General features: G+C 68.0%; 14 protein-coding genes and 1 tRNA gene. 8 read left to right on the top strand and 7 right to left on the bottom strand.

From position 1 onward, the window contains the following. Window positions 1-20 precede the first annotated feature (20 nt). Window positions 21-1,556 (bottom strand): hypothetical protein, encoded by a 1,536-nt coding sequence (locus tag JOD62_RS12625; RefSeq protein WP_239526690.1) that lies wholly within the window; start codon window positions 1,554-1,556, stop codon window positions 21-23. Between the two features lie 11 nt (window positions 1,557-1,567). After that, entirely contained in the window at window positions 1,568-2,950 is a 1,383-nt protein-coding gene (locus tag JOD62_RS15125; RefSeq protein ID WP_307818823.1) for an ABC transporter ATP-binding protein, read from the bottom strand. Here JOD62_RS15125 and JOD62_RS12615 point away from each other — a divergent pair. The 4 genes from JOD62_RS12615 to JOD62_RS12600 all read left to right on the top strand — a co-directional run bounded on the left by JOD62_RS12615 (window position 2,940) and on the right by JOD62_RS12600 (window position 6,685). Beyond that, on the top strand, window positions 2,940-3,242 hold the full coding sequence (locus tag JOD62_RS12615) for a hypothetical protein (RefSeq protein ID WP_204939610.1): 303 nt from the start codon (window positions 2,940-2,942) through the stop codon (window positions 3,240-3,242). The genes JOD62_RS15125 and JOD62_RS12615 overlap by 11 nt on opposite strands. 269 nt (window positions 3,243-3,511) lie before the next feature. Then, on the top strand, window positions 3,512-4,204 hold the full coding sequence (locus JOD62_RS12610) for a phosphocholine cytidylyltransferase family protein (RefSeq protein WP_204939609.1): 693 nt from the start codon (window positions 3,512-3,514) through the stop codon (window positions 4,202-4,204). A 115-nt stretch (window positions 4,205-4,319) separates the two neighbouring features. Beyond that, window positions 4,320-5,279, top strand: a complete 960-nt coding sequence (locus JOD62_RS12605; protein WP_204939608.1) for a hypothetical protein — start codon at window positions 4,320-4,322, stop codon at window positions 5,277-5,279. Between the two features lie 17 nt (window positions 5,280-5,296). Beyond that, complete coding sequence (locus JOD62_RS12600) at window positions 5,297-6,685, top strand: sugar porter family MFS transporter (protein WP_204939607.1); 1,389 nt, start codon at window positions 5,297-5,299, stop codon at window positions 6,683-6,685. Between the two features lie 49 nt (window positions 6,686-6,734). On the opposite strand, the gene JOD62_RS12595 is transcribed toward JOD62_RS12600, so the two are convergent. Continuing rightward, entirely contained in the window at window positions 6,735-8,018 is a 1,284-nt protein-coding gene (locus JOD62_RS12595; RefSeq protein WP_204939606.1) for a CDP-glycerol glycerophosphotransferase family protein, read from the bottom strand. Between the two features lie 51 nt (window positions 8,019-8,069). Here JOD62_RS12595 and JOD62_RS12590 point away from each other — a divergent pair, with 51 nt between their 5' ends. After that, the gene (locus JOD62_RS12590; protein WP_271171534.1) at window positions 8,070-9,167 is read left to right on the top strand and encodes a glycosyltransferase family 2 protein; all 1,098 of its coding nucleotides are present in this window, start codon (window positions 8,070-8,072) and stop codon (window positions 9,165-9,167) included. 9 nt (window positions 9,168-9,176) lie between these two features. Here the strand turns inward: JOD62_RS12590 and JOD62_RS12585 are convergent, their stop codons facing one another. The 3 genes from JOD62_RS12585 to JOD62_RS12575 all read right to left on the bottom strand — a co-directional run bounded on the left by JOD62_RS12585 (window position 9,177) and on the right by JOD62_RS12575 (window position 13,463). Further along, window positions 9,177-10,613, bottom strand: a complete 1,437-nt coding sequence (locus JOD62_RS12585) for a CDP-glycerol glycerophosphotransferase family protein (RefSeq protein ID WP_204939605.1) — start codon at window positions 10,611-10,613, stop codon at window positions 9,177-9,179. Beyond that, entirely contained in the window at window positions 10,610-11,863 is a 1,254-nt protein-coding gene (locus JOD62_RS12580; protein WP_204939604.1) for a CDP-glycerol glycerophosphotransferase family protein, read from the bottom strand. Before JOD62_RS12580 ends, JOD62_RS12585 begins: the two co-directional genes overlap by 4 nt. A 70-nt stretch (window positions 11,864-11,933) precedes the next feature. Continuing rightward, complete coding sequence (locus JOD62_RS12575; protein ID WP_204939603.1) at window positions 11,934-13,463, bottom strand: S1C family serine protease; 1,530 nt, start codon at window positions 13,461-13,463, stop codon at window positions 11,934-11,936. Between the two features lie 102 nt (window positions 13,464-13,565). Here JOD62_RS12575 and JOD62_RS12570 point away from each other — a divergent pair, with 102 nt between their 5' ends. Then, window positions 13,566-14,762, top strand: a complete 1,197-nt coding sequence (locus JOD62_RS12570; RefSeq protein WP_204939602.1) for an aminotransferase class I/II-fold pyridoxal phosphate-dependent enzyme — start codon at window positions 13,566-13,568, stop codon at window positions 14,760-14,762. Between the two features lies 1 nt (window position 14,763). Here JOD62_RS12570 and JOD62_RS12565 read toward each other — a convergent pair whose 3' ends face one another. Beyond that, the gene (locus JOD62_RS12565) at window positions 14,764-15,576 is read right to left on the bottom strand and encodes a carbon-nitrogen hydrolase family protein (RefSeq protein WP_204939601.1); all 813 of its coding nucleotides are present in this window, start codon (window positions 15,574-15,576) and stop codon (window positions 14,764-14,766) included. Between the two features lie 92 nt (window positions 15,577-15,668). Between JOD62_RS12565 and JOD62_RS12560 the strand changes: the two genes are divergently transcribed. Both JOD62_RS12560 and JOD62_RS12555 read left to right on the top strand, forming a co-directional pair. Further along, window positions 15,669-15,742, top strand: a tRNA-Met gene (locus JOD62_RS12560). Window positions 15,743-15,973: 231 nt separating this feature from the next. Continuing rightward, window positions 15,974-16,819 (top strand): hypothetical protein, encoded by an 846-nt coding sequence (locus JOD62_RS12555; RefSeq protein WP_204939600.1) that lies wholly within the window; start codon window positions 15,974-15,976, stop codon window positions 16,817-16,819. The last annotated feature ends 41 nt before the right edge of the window (window positions 16,820-16,860 follow it).

Below are 16,860 nucleotides of genomic sequence, written 5' to 3'. Positions count from 1 at the left end.
TCGTCAGCGGATGGGCGGCGTCAGACCGTCTCGATGAACTCCATGACGCGCTCTTCGCGGCGTTCGTAGAACCGCGCGCCGACGAGAACGCCGACAGCCAGCACAAGAATGCCGGTGCCGAGGCCGACCCACAGCGGTACCTGGACGGACGCCGTCGGGTCGCTCAGCGCGAGCCAGGCGAGCCAGATCGTGGGAGCGGAGACCGCAACCGCGCCGATGAGCGCGCCCGCCTGCCCGAACGCACCGCGGGAGGTTGCGCGCTGCGGCTGCTGGAACGGGCTGTCGCCGGGGCGGGAGACGGCGTAGGGAGCCACGACAGAGGCGATGCTCGACAGGCCGAATCCGGACAGAAGCAGACTCATCGTAAGCCCGATGAACACCGGCAGCAGGGACCATCGGCCGATCACGGCGAGGGTGAGCGGCACGGCGACGGCGAGGATCGGCAGGGAGATGAGGGCGATAGGCACAAGGCGCCCCAGACGATCCGCGATGCCGCGCACGTCACTCACGACGTGCGTCCAGAACGCGGTGGAGTCATAGGCGATGTCGTTGTGCGGCAACCAGCCGAAGAAGAGCGCCATCACGGCAACCGGCAGCGCCGCCGCATAGGTGAGCGGTACACCGGCGACCAGGAGGGGAACCGCCGAGAGAACGCCCGCGATCGGGACGATCGCCACGTTCACGAGATAGCGACGGTCGCGCAGCCAGTACACGAGGCTTCGCGCGGCGATCGCGCCGAAGGGCGTCGACGGCAGGAGCGCGAACCATCCGAGGCCGGGACGTTCTCGCGATGCGGCACGGCGCCCCGTCGTCGTGAGCGCGCGGCGCACGAGCCAGCCCCAAAGTGCCGCGAGAAGTCCGGTGGTCACAACGGCGATGACACCGATGACCCACACGGCATCCCATTCCTCGGCGACAGCGGCGAAGGGCAGCGCGAAGGCCGCACCGAATGGCGTGTAGCTGAGGACGGAGGCCGCGGTCTCCAGAGCCGGCGGAACATCACCGTTCCAGCTCATCGATGCGACGAAGACGCCGACGGGGACAGCGACGACGACAAGCGCCAGAGTGAACAGGGCCGTGAGTTCGCGGGAACGCCGCTCGGGAAGGGCGAGCGCGATCAGCAGCATCCCGATGCGTGCAGCGAGCACAGCTGTGATCAGTGCCAGCACGCCGCCGAGAACGGCCAGCACGAGTGGCGCACCGAAAGCGCTCGCCACGATGCCGACAGCGATGATCACAGCGGCCAAGGCGAGCGTGGGCATGCTGATCAGAGCCGCGAGCGCGAGAACCCAGGGCAGACCGCGCAGGCTGAGCCCGAAGACGGCGAAGCGCCGCGGGTCGAGCTGGTCGACCGTGCCGGCGAGGATCGGCGCGAGGAAGAAGCCGAGCATGAACAGTGCGCCGCCGACGATGATCACCGTGGTGGCGGTGCCCGAGGTCGCCGTCTGCAGGCTCAGCACTGCGGCAACGGTGGCGGCGGTCGCGACCAGCAGCACGATCAGCTCGATCGCCGTGCGCGAGACGCGTCGCCGGTCCCCGCGCAGGGCACCGAACATCAGCGCCAGTCTCAGGCGGAGAACGTGTGCAACCACTCGAGTCCCTCCACCTCGCCAGCGCCGCGGGTGAGCTCCGTGAAGCGCTCTTCGAGCGACTGTTCACCGCGCACCTCGTCCACCGTGCCTTCGGCGAGGACCTTCCCGCCCACGATCACGGCGATCCGCGAGCAGACGCGCTCGACGAGATCCATGCCGTGGCTGGAGAGGACGACCGTGCCTCCGTGTGCGACGTAGGCACGCAGGATGTCGAGAATGATTCCCGAAGAGACCGGGTCCACCGATTCGAAGGGCTCATCGAGGATGAGAACCCGCGGAGAGTGGATCATGGCGCCGGCGAGCATGATCTTCTTCGTCATTCCCGCCGAGTAGTCGGAGACGACGCGCCCCAGTGCACCGGTGAGGTCGAAGGCGCGGGCGAGATCTGCTGTGCGCTTCTCGACCACGTCGGCAGAGAGGCCGCGCAGGAGTCCGTAGTAGTGCAGCAGCTGACGGCCGGTCAGTCGGTCGAAGGTGCGCAGCCGATCGGGCAGCACCCCGAGGATGCGCTTGGCTCCGCCGGTGGAGTGGTCGAGTCCGGTGACCTTGACGGTGCCGGAGTCCGGTCGCAGGAGTCCGGCCACGATCGACAGGGTCGTCGTCTTGCCGGCACCGTTGGGCCCGACGATGCCGTAGAAGGCGCCGGTCGGAACGCTCAGTGAGATGGCTTCGACGGCGCGGGTGTCGCCGTAGGACTTGCTGAGGTCGCGCACTTCCAGCGCGTACTCACCGCTGCCTTCCACGTCGGCGACGACGGGCGCCGCGAGAATCGTCGTCGCGGATGATTCTTCTGTCGAGTCTTCGGCGGGGGCACCGTCGCTCGTGGGTTCCGGCTCGTCCGATGTCTCGGACGCAGGGCGAGCGTCGGCCTCGTCTGTGGGCGCGTCGAGGACCGACTCAGCAGCATCCTCCGGAGCGGCGGCCTCGATCGACTCGACGTCGGCTTCCACGGCTTGCACCGTTTCGATGGCATCGATCGGCGCGACCGTCTCGACGGTGTCGATCGGGACAACGTGAGACTCGGGAGCGTCCGCCTCAGTGGCGGGCGATACGGGCGCGGTGGGAGCCGTGCGAGCAGCCACCTCCGCGGGAGCAGCGGAGTCTGTCTCGGCGCGCACGAGCGCAGCCTTGCTCTCTTTCGCTGCCGCGGCCTCGGCCGCTCGTGCCGCCTCGCGTGCGCGTGCCGCACGTGTTGCGGCCGCCTTCTTCGCCGCAGCCGAACGGGCGGCGGCCTTCTTCGCAGCATCCGCGTCGGACGCGGAGGCCTTGACGGCCTGGACTTTGGCGGCAGTGGCCTTCTTCGCCGCAGCCGTGGCCGACGACTTCGCGGCGGCGGACTTTGCTGCGGTGGCTTTCACCGCCGCAGTCTTCGCGGCCGTGGTCTTGGCAGCGGTGGCTTTGGCAGTGCTCGGTGTGGCTGCCCTTCCGATGGTAGCCGTGGTCTTGGCGGCCGGACGCGCGGTCGTCGACGTCTTCGCGGCGTTGGCAGCGGCGGACTTCGTCGGCGTCTTCTTCGCCGCGGGGCGTTTCGCCGACCCGCTCCCCTTCTTCGCGCCCTGTGCAGAGCCAGGTGCTGATGTGGCCGACGACGCCGAAACGGCATCCGTCGACGACGAGGCGGTGGGCGCGCCCCCCGGGGCACCCCCGTGATCTTCAGTCGCGGCGGCAGTCACGCACTCACGCTATCAATCTCGTCTGTGATTGGCCTCGGCGCGCGCGAAGAACGACACAGTTTGCGCCGTTTCCGCGCGATCTGCGGGAAATCCTTCCCTGAGCAATGCCCGTGGACTCGATCACGAAATGACAACGCCCGCCACTTTTCCCGAGGCTTCCCAGGCGCGATCGCTAGCATGAATCCCGGCACGAAGGAGTGTCTCGTCGGTAAATCGACAGTGAACACACTTAACAGGAGCTTTTCTGTGACTCTTCAGACCGTAATTCTCGCCGCTGGCATGGGCTCGCGCCTCGGTCGCGCCCTCCCCAAGCCGCTGACCGAGCTCAATGACGGCCGCAGCATCATGCAGCAGCAGCACGACAACATCCGTGCCGCCTTCGGATCAGACGCCCGCATCACGACGGTCGTCGGATACCGGGCCGAGACCATCATCGAGGCGTTCCCGCGCGTCAACTACGTGCACAACGAGCGCTACGACCAGACCAACACCTCCAAGAGCCTGCTGCGCGCCCTCGCCGCGACCGGCAAGTCGGGTGTGCTGTGGATGAACGGCGACGTCGTCTTCGACCCGCGCATCCTCGGCCGCGCGATCGCCTATATCGAGCGCGACCAGTCCTTCGTGACCGTCAACACCGCGAAGGTCAGCGACGAAGAGGTCAAGTACACCGTCACGGCCGAGGGCTTCATCGACAAGCTCTCGAAGGTCGTCAAGGGCGGCATCGGCGAGGCTGTCGGCATCAACTACATCTCCTCCGCCGACAAGCAGGCGTTCATGCGTCAGCTGCAGCGCGTCGACGACCAGGACTACTTCGAACGCGGTCTTGAGCTCGCGATCGCCGAGAACGGTCTGCTGCTCGAGCCCATGGACATCTCCGACCTCTACGCCGTCGAGGTGGACTTCGCCGAAGACCTCGAGCGCGCCAACCTCTTCGTCTGAGCCTCGCTCGACGAGACAGAAGGGCCGTCCCCGCGGGGACGGCCCTTCTTCGTTCCCGGACGCGCCCACGGACTGCTCACGGGGTCTTCGCGGCTGCACTGCTTAGGATTCGAGCATGGCCCCGAAGGTGCACAAGATTCACTCGCTCCCGGACGACAGCCCGTGGGACACGGGACTGCCTCCCGAAGGCTCGAAAGAGCACCCGCTCATGGTGCGCGGCCTGGACCGCGTGCTGGCGATCCAGCGCCCGCTCGTTCTCGCGCACATCCGCAGCATTCGCCTGCGCCATCCGGATGCCTCGACAAGCGAGATCGTCCGTCTTCTGGAGCGCCGCTACCTGGCCGCCGTGACCACAGGCGGAGCAGCGGTCGGAGCCACGGCGGTGATCCCGGGCATCTCGACGGGCATCACGCTTGCGCTCTCCGGCGTCGAGACCGTGGGCTTCGTGGAGTCGACGGCCTTGTTCGCGCAGTCCATCGCGGAGGTGCACGGCATCACGGTCGAGAACCCGGACCGCGCACGGGCGCTCGTGATGACACTCATGCTCGGCAAAGAAGGCGTCGATCTCGTCGCGCAGCTCGCGGGCCAGGCCGCGGGGAAGACGGGCACCCGATCGTCCTACTGGGGCGAACTCGTCACCAAGACCCTCCCCCGCGCAGCGGTGGGGCCACTTGCGGATCGTCTGAAGAGCGCGTTCATCAAGCAGTTCGCTGCACGCGGCGGCGCATCCTTCATCGGCAAGGCGCTGCCCTTCGGCGTCGGCGCTGCGGTCGGCGGCGCCGGCAACAACATCCTCGGCCGTCGAGTGCTGGTCAACTCTCGCAAGGCGTTCGGTGTGCCGCCCGTCATGCTTCCGGCTGAGCTCGAGCCGGTGCCCGGGGCCGAGAGGCTGGAGAATCGGATGCTGCGCGGAGCCACTTACGCCGGAACCGCCATCGCCGGAGCCGCGGGGACCGCCGCCCGCGGCGTCAGCTGGGCAGGCCGCAAGGCCGCCGCCATCGTACGGCGCAGCCCGCAGGCAGACGCTGCCGCCGCCGTGGAATCGGCCGAGACCGCCTCTCCGCCGGAACAGTGATCCGATAGAAAGTCCCCATGCATCTCACCACCTCCCCGAAGACCAGCCGTCTGGCGATCATCGTCGGCATCGCCGCAGCCACCGTCGGAGTGATCTACGGCTACGACTCCTCGAACATCGGCGGTGCGATGCTCTACATCGCCGCCGAGTTCTCCCTCACGGTCGAGCAGCAGCAGCTCGTGACGACGACGGTCGTCGTCGGTGAGATCGTCGGAGCGCTGGCCGGTGGCACGATCGCCAACCGCTTCGGCCGCAAACCCACGATGGTCGCCGTCGCCGTGACCTTCACGCTCTTCTCGCTGCTCTGCGGCCTGGCGCCCTCGCTCGTCGTTCTGATCATCGCGCGCTTCCTGCTCGGCCTCACAATCGGCGTATCGGTGGTGGTCGTGCCGGTCTTCGTCGCCGAGTCTGCTCCGACGCACGCGCGCGGGGCCTTCCTGGTGATGTACCAGGTCGCAACGGTCTCGGGCATCATCCTCGGCTACCTCGCCGCCATGGCGCTGGCGCCGAGCGAGAGCTGGCGATGGATGCTCGCGCTCGCGGCGATTCCCGGAATCATCGTCACGCTGCTGCTGCTGAGGCTGCCCGACACCGCGCGCTGGTACGTCATGAAGGGGCGTCCCGATGACGCGCGACGCACCCTCGAGCGCATCGAAGGCACGAACGTCGACGTCGACAAGGAACTGGAATCGATCACGGCGAGCTTCCGCACGGGTCGAAAGGGCGGGTGGCGTGACCTGGTGCGCGGGCCCTACCTGCGCGCGACGATCTTCGTCGTGGGCCTGGGCTTCTTCGTGCAGATCACCGGCATCAACGCGATCGTGTACTACAGCCCCCGCATCTTCGAAGCGATGGGCTTCACCGAGGACACTGTGAAGCTCGGTCTGTCCGCGCTGGTGCAGTTCGCAAGCCTTATCGCCGTGGTCATCGCACTGCTGGTGATCGATCGGATGGGTCGGCGCCCAGTGCTTCTGACCGGTATCGGGATCATGGTGCTCGCGAACGCGCTTCTCGTCACGGTGTTCCTCATCGGCGGCGGGGAGTTCGCCGGCGTGCTCACCGCGCTGGGCTTCGCGGGGCTCGTCCTCTTCACGGCCGGTTTCGCATTCGGCTTCGGCTCGCTCGTCTGGGTCTACGCCGGCGAGGCGATGCCTGCGCATCTGCGTTCGATCGGCGCAAGCGTCATGCTCACCTCGAACCTCATCGCGAACGTGATCGTCGGTGGGGTCTTCCTCACGCTGCTCACCCAGCTGGGCGGCAGCGGCACGTTCATCGTCTTCGGTATCCTTGCCGTCGCGGCATTCGCCTTCGTATTCACCCTCGCGCCCGAGACCAAGGGACGCCCGCTCGAAGACATCGAGACGTACTGGCAGAACGGCGGCCGATGGGAGCCGATCGAGCGCTGAGCACACCTCGGCCGAAGAGGAGTTCGTCGGCGAGGGGAAGGATTCGCGGTCAGAGACTCATCTCGTCGTCGTCCTGGTCGTCGCTCTCGTCCTCGGAGGCGAGGTCGCGCAGGTGCCGCTCGTGTTCCACGTCCCAGCGCTCCATAAGCGTCTCGATCGCCGCATGGAACTTCTCCGTCGCGACGCCCGGCGTCGTGTCACCGAAGTAATGCTGCACCCACGTCCGCAGGCGTGCGGTCGCGTCGTCGTCGCCCTGCACACGCGCGACCTCGGAGACGATCTTCGGTGCCGCGTGTGCGAACAGCCACTCGCACGACGACAGGTAACCGCTCTCGTCGACGGAGGCGCGCTCATCCACAGGTCGCGTGATCAGCAGCGGCTTGCCCGCGGCGAGACGGTCGTAGACCATCGCAGAGATGTCGACGATCGCGACATCCGCCGCCGCGAGCTGCCAACCGAGCTCCGGACCGTCATCGAAGACGTGGTGCGCGGCAGGATCCGCCGCGTTCGCGGCGGCGATCGCGGCGATGATGCGCTGATTCGCGGCGCCGTACTCACTGTCGACGACGCCGCTGCGGGGGTGCGGCCGGTAGATCACGCGATGCTCGCCCGTGGCGAGGAGCGCCGAGACGAGGGTTTCCCCGTGGCTCGCGATCGAGCCGTAGTGCGCCGAGGGGCGGTCGCCTTCCCAGGTGGGCGCGTACAGGACGACCGTGCGCTCGTCCGGCGTGTACGGCAGCGTGCCCGAGTAGTGGTCGGCCTGCGGACGGCCGATCTCGATCGTGCGTCGATCGATGTCGTAGTCCCAGAGCACGCGGGAGAGGCGGTCTCGCGCGGCCTGCCCGGCCACCAGTGCGTAGTCGTACGCCTTGTACTGGTTCGTGGTCATGTACATCTTGTCGGACTCGCCGTGGTTGATGAAAACGTGCCAGCGGCGCCCGTAGCGGAACATCTGGAAGTTGCGGGTGTTCTGGTTCACGTACAGCACGATGCGGATGTCCTGCTGCGCGATGAAGCGCTCCATGTCACGCACCGTCGGCACGAACGCCACGGGCGGAGCGTCTTCCCCGAGCATGGCCTGCGCCCCTGTCGCGGCGCGGGAGATCACCACGACCGGCCAGCGCTTCGCGAGTTCGGCGAGGGGCCGGTACCACTGACGCATCTGATACATGTTCACGGCGCCGTCCGCGAAGTACACCGCGATCTTGAAGTGCTTGCGCGGGTGCGGCTCCCGTGCGGCGAGCGTACGACGCACACTCTGCACGGCGGATCGAGAGGCCAACGCACGACGAAGCAGGCGATACGACTTCTGCGCATCTGACACAACACCCATCCCTCCAGCCTACCCAGCCGCCCTGAGGGTCACCCGTGACATGATCGTTCAGTGACAGCGAACGACCGCGCCCGCGAGACAGCAGCCATCGGCCCTGGTGTCTCCTTCGTGATGCCCGTGCTCAACGAGCGCGCCTATCTCGAGCACGCCGTCGCGTCTGTGCTCGCCCAGGACCTCGATGAGCCGGCCGAGCTCGTGCTCGCACTCGGTCCGTCGTCCGACGGCACGACCGAGTTGGCCGAGCGCATCGCCGCCGCCGACCCGCGTGTGTCGATCGTGCACAATCCGGCGGCGCACATCCCGGTCGGTCTCAATGCAGCCATCCGCGCGAGCTCCTACCCCACGATCGTGCGCGTCGACGCGCACTCCGAACTCTCCCCCGGCTATGCGCGCCGGGCGATCGCGACGCTGCGGCGCACCGGCGCGGCGAACGTCGGTGGCATCATGCGCGCGGACGGCCGCACGCCCTTCCAGGCGGCCGTGGCACGCGCCTACAACTCCCCCGCGGGCTTGGGCGGCGGAGCGTACCACGTGGGTGCGGGCGAAGGCGAGGCCGAGTCCGCCTACCTCGGCGTCATGCGTCGTGACGTCCTGGATGCCGTCGGTCTGTTCGACGAGAGTGTGCGCCGAGGCGAGGACTGGGAACTCAATCTTCGGATCCGCCAGGCGGGTCACCTCGTGTGGTTCGATCCCGAACTCGCCGTGACGTACTGGCCACGCGAGAGCTGGATTCGCCTGGCGCGCCAGTTCCGTGCCACCGGCGCCTGGCGCGGCGAGCTCGTTCGACGGTACGGCCGACGCAACGGCATCCGGTTCTTCGCGCCCCCTGCGCTGGCGCTCAACGTCGCGCTCGCACTCGTCGTCGGCGTGCTGCAGCTGACCGGCGTGCTCAGCGGTCTCGCCTCGCTCATCGCGTCTGCCGTCTATCTCCCGCTCGTGGCGTACGCGCTGCTCGTCATCGTCATGGCGCTGCTGCCTGCGAAGCCGTCGGATCCGCCGCGCAGCATCCGCGAACGCCTGTGGACGCTCGCAGTTCTCCCCACGATGCACCTCGCGTGGGGCCTGGGATTTCTCACCGGTGTCGTGCGCGGCGCGGGTGACACCGTGGATGCCTCCCGCCTGGGCACACAGAACACTCCGTTGCCCTAGCGGACGCCCTCAGACCTGGACGAACCCGAGATCGAGGATCCGGGAGACCACTCGTGCGGATGCCGCACCATCGTCACGACCGTTGAACTGCTCCTGCCAGGCCACGTAGCGCTCCGCATAGCGCGCGATGGCCCCCGCGTCCTGGAGCGCCTCCAGCAGCTCCGCCTGCGACCGCACGAGGGGCCCAGGGGCGCGTTCGCCGAGATCGAAGTAGAACCCTCGCAGCTCGCCGCGATAGTGCTCGAGGTCCGGCACGAGGAAGTACATGGGCTTTCCCGTGACGCTGAAGTCGAACATGACCGAGGAATAGTCGGTGATGAGCGCATCGGCCGCGAGCATGAGCTCCGCAGTATCCGGATATCCGGTCACGTCGATCACGCGGGCGCCGGACTGATCCCGACCGTACGTGATCGTGCGCGAGTGTCCGCGCACGAGCACGACCGCATCCGCCTGCTGAGCGAGAGACTCCGGATCGACGAAGTCCACCATCTCGGCGCGGTCGTCGCGCCAGGTCGGTGCGTACAGCAGCACGGTCTCGTCCGGCGCGATGCCGAGGCGCGCACGGACGGCCGAGGAATCGCCCGTCGTCAGCACGTCGTTGCGCGGGTATCCGTCGACCCAGATCGGGCGGTTCAGGAACGCGTAGGCCTTGCGCAGCACCCGCTCGGCGTAGGGGTTCTGCGCGAGCAGCACATCCCAGCGGCGAGACTCTCGGAAGACGGCGAGCATGCGACGCGGATCGAATCCCGGCCGGTGCAGGGCGAGGCGCTTCAGCGGTGTGCCGTGCCAGGTCTGGATCACGCGCTGCCCCTGCTTGCGCACGAAGCGCCGACGCAGCCAGTCGTTGACGACCAGCAGACGTGCAGCGCCGCGAGCGCGCCACCACTCCGGCGAGCCCTCGACGACCGCGATCGCGCCGTCAGGAACGGCCACGGAGAGGTCGGTCACGCTCCAGTAGCGGGTCACGCCGGGTGCCCGCACCGCGAGCTCGCGGTCGATCGCGCCCGGGTTACATCCGGTGCTGCGGCCATAGAAGCTCTCGAAGAACACCGCGTTCTCGGTCCCGCCCGACTGCGCGGCGTAGCGACCCTCGAGCGTGGCCTGACCTTCCGGTGTGCTGTGCACCGGATCCAACGGCGGGCCGATCTCGACGTCCGTCCCGCTGACGGCCGCCCGCAGAATCGGCAGGAGCGTCATCGGCAGCGTCAGCGCGGAGAGATCCTGCCCGTCGACGATGAGCGTGTAGTGACCGCTGGGCAGCGGCAGCGCCTGACCACCCCAGCGGGCCAGCCGCAGAGGAAAGGTCGCCTTCCAGGTGGTTCCCCCACCGGTGAGACGGGCCTCGACACAGGCGCGCGCCCCCTGCAGGACGGCAGAGACCGGCTTCGCCCCCTCACCCGCGACGACGAGCGTCTCTTTCTGCTCGTCGATCCGAACGCTGATCATGCTGAACCCTTCGCTGCGGGGACCCCGCGTGCGCGGATTGCCCGATACACCCGCGCGGTGTTCTCACCGTCGCGGAACGCGTGCATCTCGGCGCTCAGAGTACTGGATTCCTGGGCTCGTTCGGTGAACGCGGTCTCGTCGGCGAGGGTGCGTCGCACCTGATCGAGGGTCGTGGCCCAGTCCCGTGCGAAATCAGGGCCGGCGATCTCCGCGTAGCGTCCGTAGAAGCCCCGCAGGCGCGCATAGTCCTCCGCGTCCGGGGCGAAGTAGATGACGGGCATCGCGAGGAGTCCGACATCGTAGGCGAGCGAGGAGTAGTCGGTGATGAGCAGGTCGACGGCGGGGAGCAGCGGAGTGACATCGGTGACGACGGATGCGCCGAGCATGCGCACCCGCGGCATGTCGGCCGGCGGCGTGTAATCGCCCTCGCCCATCGGGTGCGACCGGATGAGCAGAACCGCGTTCTGCGATTCGAGGACCTCGCCGATCGCCTCCCACTCGGCGGGGCTGGGAACGGCGGGGTCCGCGGCACCGTCACGCCAGGTCGGGGCGTACAGCACGACGCGCGCGCTTTCGGGCAACGGCCCGACTGCCGCATTCCTCCGGGTAATCGCAGCGGCCCGCCGCGTCTGTGCGTCGCCCGCCGACAGCACGTCGACGCGCGGCTCGCCGGTCACCAGCACCTGATGCACGCCGAGCCCGAAGGCGGACTCCAGGCGGGCACGAGACCGGTCCGATGCCGCAGGCAGGATGCGGATGCGCTGCGCCGCACCTCGGTAGAGGGCCGACAGCAGCCACCGCAGCGGTGCGAACCCCGACAGGAAGGAACTCTGCACCGTCACGGGCGAGTCCAATCCGAGACGTTTCAGGGGAATCCCGTGCCAGAGCTGCACGACGAAGGCGCCGGAGATGGCGTAGCGGTTGACATCGCCGAAGCCGTGCGTGATCACGATGACGCCCGCGCGGGTGGTCGCCCACCAGCCGCGCACGCTGTGCTTCGGCAGCGTCGGGATGCCCAGAGCGGCAGCATCCGCCTCTTCACGGGCGGATCCGGTCAGCCAGACCATCTCGTGGCCCTCCGCCTGGACATGCCGCCAGAGGGCGAGTGCGCCGTCGCCGATGCCGGCGCCGCAGCCGAAGACCCATCGGCGACCGCGCGGGATCAGAAGGGTGGCCAGTCGCCCGGCGACGAAGAGGGGCAGGCGCAGCAGCTTGCCCGCGTTGCCTGTGCGAAAAGAGAACGACGCCACCCCGCGAGCCTATCGCGGGGTGGCGTCGTGACCGTGGGAGCGCACTCGGCGAGCGCAGCATCCCCTGGTGTCATTCGGCCAGGGAGTTCAGGTCTCCGAGTGTGACCGTGGCGGTCTGCGTACGGCCGTCGCGGACGAAGGTGACCTCCGCCTCGGCGCCCGCGGCGACCGAGCGCACCTGGGCAGTGAGGTCACGCGCGTTGCTGATCGGGGTGCCGTTGAACGCGGTGACGATGTCACCCTCGCGGAGCCCTGCAGCATCTGCCGCGCCGCCCGGCGTCGCGTTCGCGATGTAGGCGCCAAGCACCGTCGCGTCCTCGACGGAGCTGGCCGGCGAGACACTCGCACCGAGGAGGCCGTGGGTGGCTTCCCCGTTCTCGATGAGCTCATCGGCGATGCGCTGAGCGATGTTCGAGGGAATGGCGAATCCGACGCCGATGGAGCCGGCTGCATCCGAGCTGCCGCTCGCGGTGGCGATCGCGACATTGATGCCGATGAGGCGTCCGTCGCCGTCGACGAGCGCGCCGCCGGAGTTGCCCGGGTTGATCGCGGCATCCGTCTGGATGACCGAGATCGAGATGGACTCACGCTGACCCTGCGACGGTGTGGCTCCCGGAAGATCGAACTGGAAGGGCTGGTCACCCTGCGAGTCTTCGCCGTCCGGGGCGCCCTGCACCTCGGGAAGCGCCGAGGACTGCACCGAGATGCTGCGGTTCAGTGCACTCACGATGCCGGTCGTGACCGAGTTCGCAAGGCCGAGGGGCGCGCCCACCGCCGCGGCGACGGAGCCGACGTTGACTTCGGACGAGTCCGCGAACTCGATCGGGGTGAGCCCGGAGGCATCCGACACCTTGATGACCGCGAGGTCGTACAGCGGGTCGATCCCGACGACCTCAGCATCGAGCAGACGCCCGTCGGATGTCGTGACGCGGATCGCCGGCTCTGTCGCCTGCCCGTCGAGGGTGACGACGTGGGCGTTCGTGAGGATGTGTCCCTGCTCGTCGAGGATGACGCCCGAGCCGCTGCCGCCGCTCGAGCTGCCGGCGACCTCGATCGTCACGACCGAGGGCAGCGCCTTGGCGGCGATCGCCGTGGCGGACGTGACCTCGTCGGGGTTGTTGACCGTCACGGTCGATGGTCCTGCCACCGGGCCGGTGGAGGATCCGCCGTTGAGCCCGGCGTACAGTGCACTGCCTCCGACACCCGCAGCGCCGCCGACGAGGGCGGCGGCGAGGATGATGGCGGCGACCTTCGTGCCGCCGAGCGACTTCTTCTGCGCCGAGGGTGCGGATTCGATCGGGGTCGGAATCTGCGCAGCGGCGCCGAACGCGGCACCCGATGCGGCGGCCCCCGGGGCGACCGGTGCGGTGGCGCCGAGCGGCAGCGTCGCACCGTCCGGGGCGGCGAAGGTCGGCGCCTGCGGCACCGCCGTGGGCAGCGCGGGCCGCTCCGGGATGCTGGCTGCGGGCACGGACGGGGCCTCGGGGACGACCGGAGCGGGAGTCGCGGGCGTGGAATCGGACGAGAACGTGGCGGGAAGGTCGTGGCCGGATGCGTCCGACGACTCCGGGATCTCGGGGCGAGGGTTCTGGTCGTTCATGATGTACTCCCTTTCATAACAACGCCCTCTCAGAGTGACTCCCTGACCTGTGCGTTTCTTATGTCAGGGATGAGATTCCGCTATGCCAGTACCCTGAGCCACATGGGAATTGTGTCCGGAGCCTGGCGCCGCACCGCCGCAGGAGCAGGCCTGCTGTCTGCCAGCGGAGAGGTGGCGCCCACCATCTTCGCAGAGATGTCGGCCCTCGCGGCCCGAACCGGTGCGATCAATCTGGGTCAGGGCTTCCCCGACCAGGACGGCCCGGATGTCGTCCTGGAGGCCGCCCGCGAAGCGATCGCACGCGGCGCGAATCAGTACCCGCCCGGGCGCGGCATCCCGGATCTCCTCGCTGCGATCAGTGAGCACCAACAGCGCTTCTACGGCCTCTCCGTCGATCCGGATCGTGAGGTCATCGTCACCGCCGGCGCGACCGAGGCGCTGGCTGCAACGCTCCTTGCTCTGATCGACTCCCCCGACGACGAGGTCGTCGTCTTCGAGCCGTTCTACGACTCCTATGCGGCCATCATCGCGCTGTCCGGGGCGCGACTGCGGACCGTTCCGCTGCGGCGTCCGGATTTCCAACCCGATCTTGCGGAGCTCGCCGCTGCTGTCAGCGATCGCACCCGCATCATCCTCGTCAACGATCCGCACAACCCGACAGGGACGGTGTTCAGCGCGCAGGTGCAGCAGGAGATCGTCCGGCTCGCAGACCGCCACGACGCGATCATCGTGACGGATGAGGTGTATGAGCATCTGACCTTCGACAGCGCGCACGTCCCGATCGCGACGCTCCCGGGTGCCGCCGAGCGCACACTCACGATCTCCTCGGCGGGCAAGACCTTCTCGGTGACCGGCTGGAAGATCGGTTGGGTGCACGGGCCTGCCGCACTCATCACTGCGGCCCTCACGGTCAAGCAGTTCCTCACATACGTCAACGGCAGCCCGTTCCAGCCTGCCGTCGCCGTGGGACTGCGCCTCGGCGAGGACTATTTCCGCGGCGCAGCATCCGCCTTCGCCGACAAGCACGCGCTCCTCGGCGACGGCCTCCGAGCTGCGGGCTTCACCGTGAGCCCACCCCAGGGCGGATACTTCACGGTGGCGGATGCCACGGCGCTCGGCGGTGCGGATGCGGCGGCCTTCTGCCGAGAACTCCCCGAGCGTGCCGGTGTGGTGGCCATCCCGCTCTCGGCTTTCGTCCTCCCGGAGCACCGCGACGACTATGCGGGACTCGTCCGTTTCGCCGCCTGCAAAAAGCGCGAGGTGCTGGAAGAGGCCGTCGAGCGCCTAGGCTCCCTCTGAGCTACTCGGCGGGCACGACGCGATAGCGACGCACGCGCAGCACCGGGTTGATCTCTCGGGTGCGCGCGATCAACTCGGCGTCGAGTTCTGCGATCGCCACGCCCTCTTCGCTACCTATTCCGGCGATGCGCACCCCCTGCGGATCGATCACCGCGGAGTGTCCGACGCCGACCGGTGCGGGATGGTCCGCGGCGATCACGTAGGCGGTGTTCTCGATCGCCCTGGCTTCGAGAAGAGTCACCCAGTGGTGCTCCTTGAGCGGACCGCGGACCCACTCCGCCGGCACGATCAATGCGTCTGCCCCGGCGTCGACGAGGGTGCGCCCCACCTCGGGGAAGCGCAGGTCGTAGCAGGTCATGAGTCCGAAGCGGATGCCGCCGACCTCGAACGTCTCGGGGGCGCCGATGTCTCCCGCGCTCAGCCACTCCGATTCGCGTGCGCCGAAGGCGTCGTACAGGTGCTGCTTGCGGTACCGCGCCCGGATGCCGGTGGCGTCGACCGCGACCAGGGCGTTGCGGACGAGCGCGGCGTCGCCGCCCCGTTCGACGAGGCCCGCGACGATCGTCACATCGTGCTCGTAGGCGATCGCGCGAAGACTCTGCACGAAAGGCCCGTCCAGTTCTTCGGCGTTCTCACGCAGCGTGACATCGAAAGGGGCGACGAAGTAGCTGGCGTACTCGGGAAACACGATGAGCCGCGCGCCTCGGGCCGCGGCGGTGCGCGTCTGCTCGGCGATACGCAGCAGATTGTCCTCTCGGTCGGCTGTGGGCGCGAACTGGCAGACGGCGACGGTGACGAGAGACGCAGCAGACATGCCCTCATCCTCTCGTACGACGCGCCCGGGCCGCACCTGCATGCCCCTCGATTCGCCACCCCTCCAGGGCCGTGTTAGGCTATCTCTTGTGACGCGGGGTGGAGCAGTTCGGTAGCTCGCCGGGCTCATAACCCGGAGGTCGCAGGTTCAAATCCTGTCCCCGCAACGAGAAGAAGGCCCCTGATCAGGAGAAATCCAGATCAGGGGCCTTTTGCTATGCCCTGACATCTTTAGCCTCTGGAAACAGATCATTTTGCGCGGGGAGCACTCAATCTGCGTGCCAATCTCCCTTCATGTGCTCTTCGCCCGACGCAACGCGTCATACGCTCGGTCAGCCTCTCCCCGCCCCCGCGCCCGCGCCGGTGCACGGAGAACATCGATTCGAAGCGAGAACACTGTGACCAACGAACTAGCCCAGATACCCACGCGCACCCTCACCCGTCGTACAGTCGTGAAAGGCGCGGCCTGGTCTGTGCCGATCCTCGCGGCAGCGGTCGCCACTCCCCTCGCGGCCGCCTCCACCGTCGCCCCGTTCTCCACGGTGGTCACATCGAACTTTGTCAACAACTACCTGGATGCCGAGCTGCGCACCATGGTGCGCCAGTACCTGAACACCGTTGACGCGGTCGACGGCGAATACAATCTGATCCAGCTGCTCGCCGCATGGCGCTTGCACCGCGACACGTGGGTCGAGTTCATCCCCTGGGGCAGCACGTTCATGAACGCGGAGAGCTCGATCTATCACCAGCTCACCCGAGGTTTCACGTTCGGTGCCACCGACGGCATCATCCCCGCCGGCGCCGCATTCCACATGAGCTATCCAGCTGGCCTGTTGAACGTCGGCACGCTCTCGTCTGAGCTGACCTACCAACTCGCGAACACGGGTCTCATCGTCGGCTCAATCACCGACACAGCAACCTCGATCATGGTCGGCCCGACGGGTCTGAATCAGCAGGTGACAGTGAATCTCGCCGCTGCGTGGAGCTTCGCCACTCGCTCGATCGGCGCCCTGACCATGACGTACACAGGCCCTGCCCCCGCTTCGGGTAGCAACACCGCATCGCTCAGCGCAGTCGTGCAGGCCGTCACGCTTCGTCAGCTTCTCGATAACATCGCGCACGCGCCCGACCGGTGGCAGATCGACAGCGGCCTCCGGAGCAAGCTCGAGGTACTCGCGACCCGTGTCCATGGAACAGTCAACGTGCAGGTCGCCCCGGGCAACGCACCGGTCCCCACTACCTGAGCGATCTCACTGCACCGAAATCGGCGCAACTGACAGCAAGA

Origin of the sequence: Microbacterium keratanolyticum, assembly GCF_016907255.1 — a bacterium.
Taxonomy (GTDB): domain Bacteria; phylum Actinomycetota; class Actinomycetes; order Actinomycetales; family Microbacteriaceae; genus Microbacterium; species Microbacterium keratanolyticum.
The sequence above is the reverse complement of the archived record's forward strand: the minus strand, read 5'-3'. Positions and strand labels throughout refer to the sequence as shown.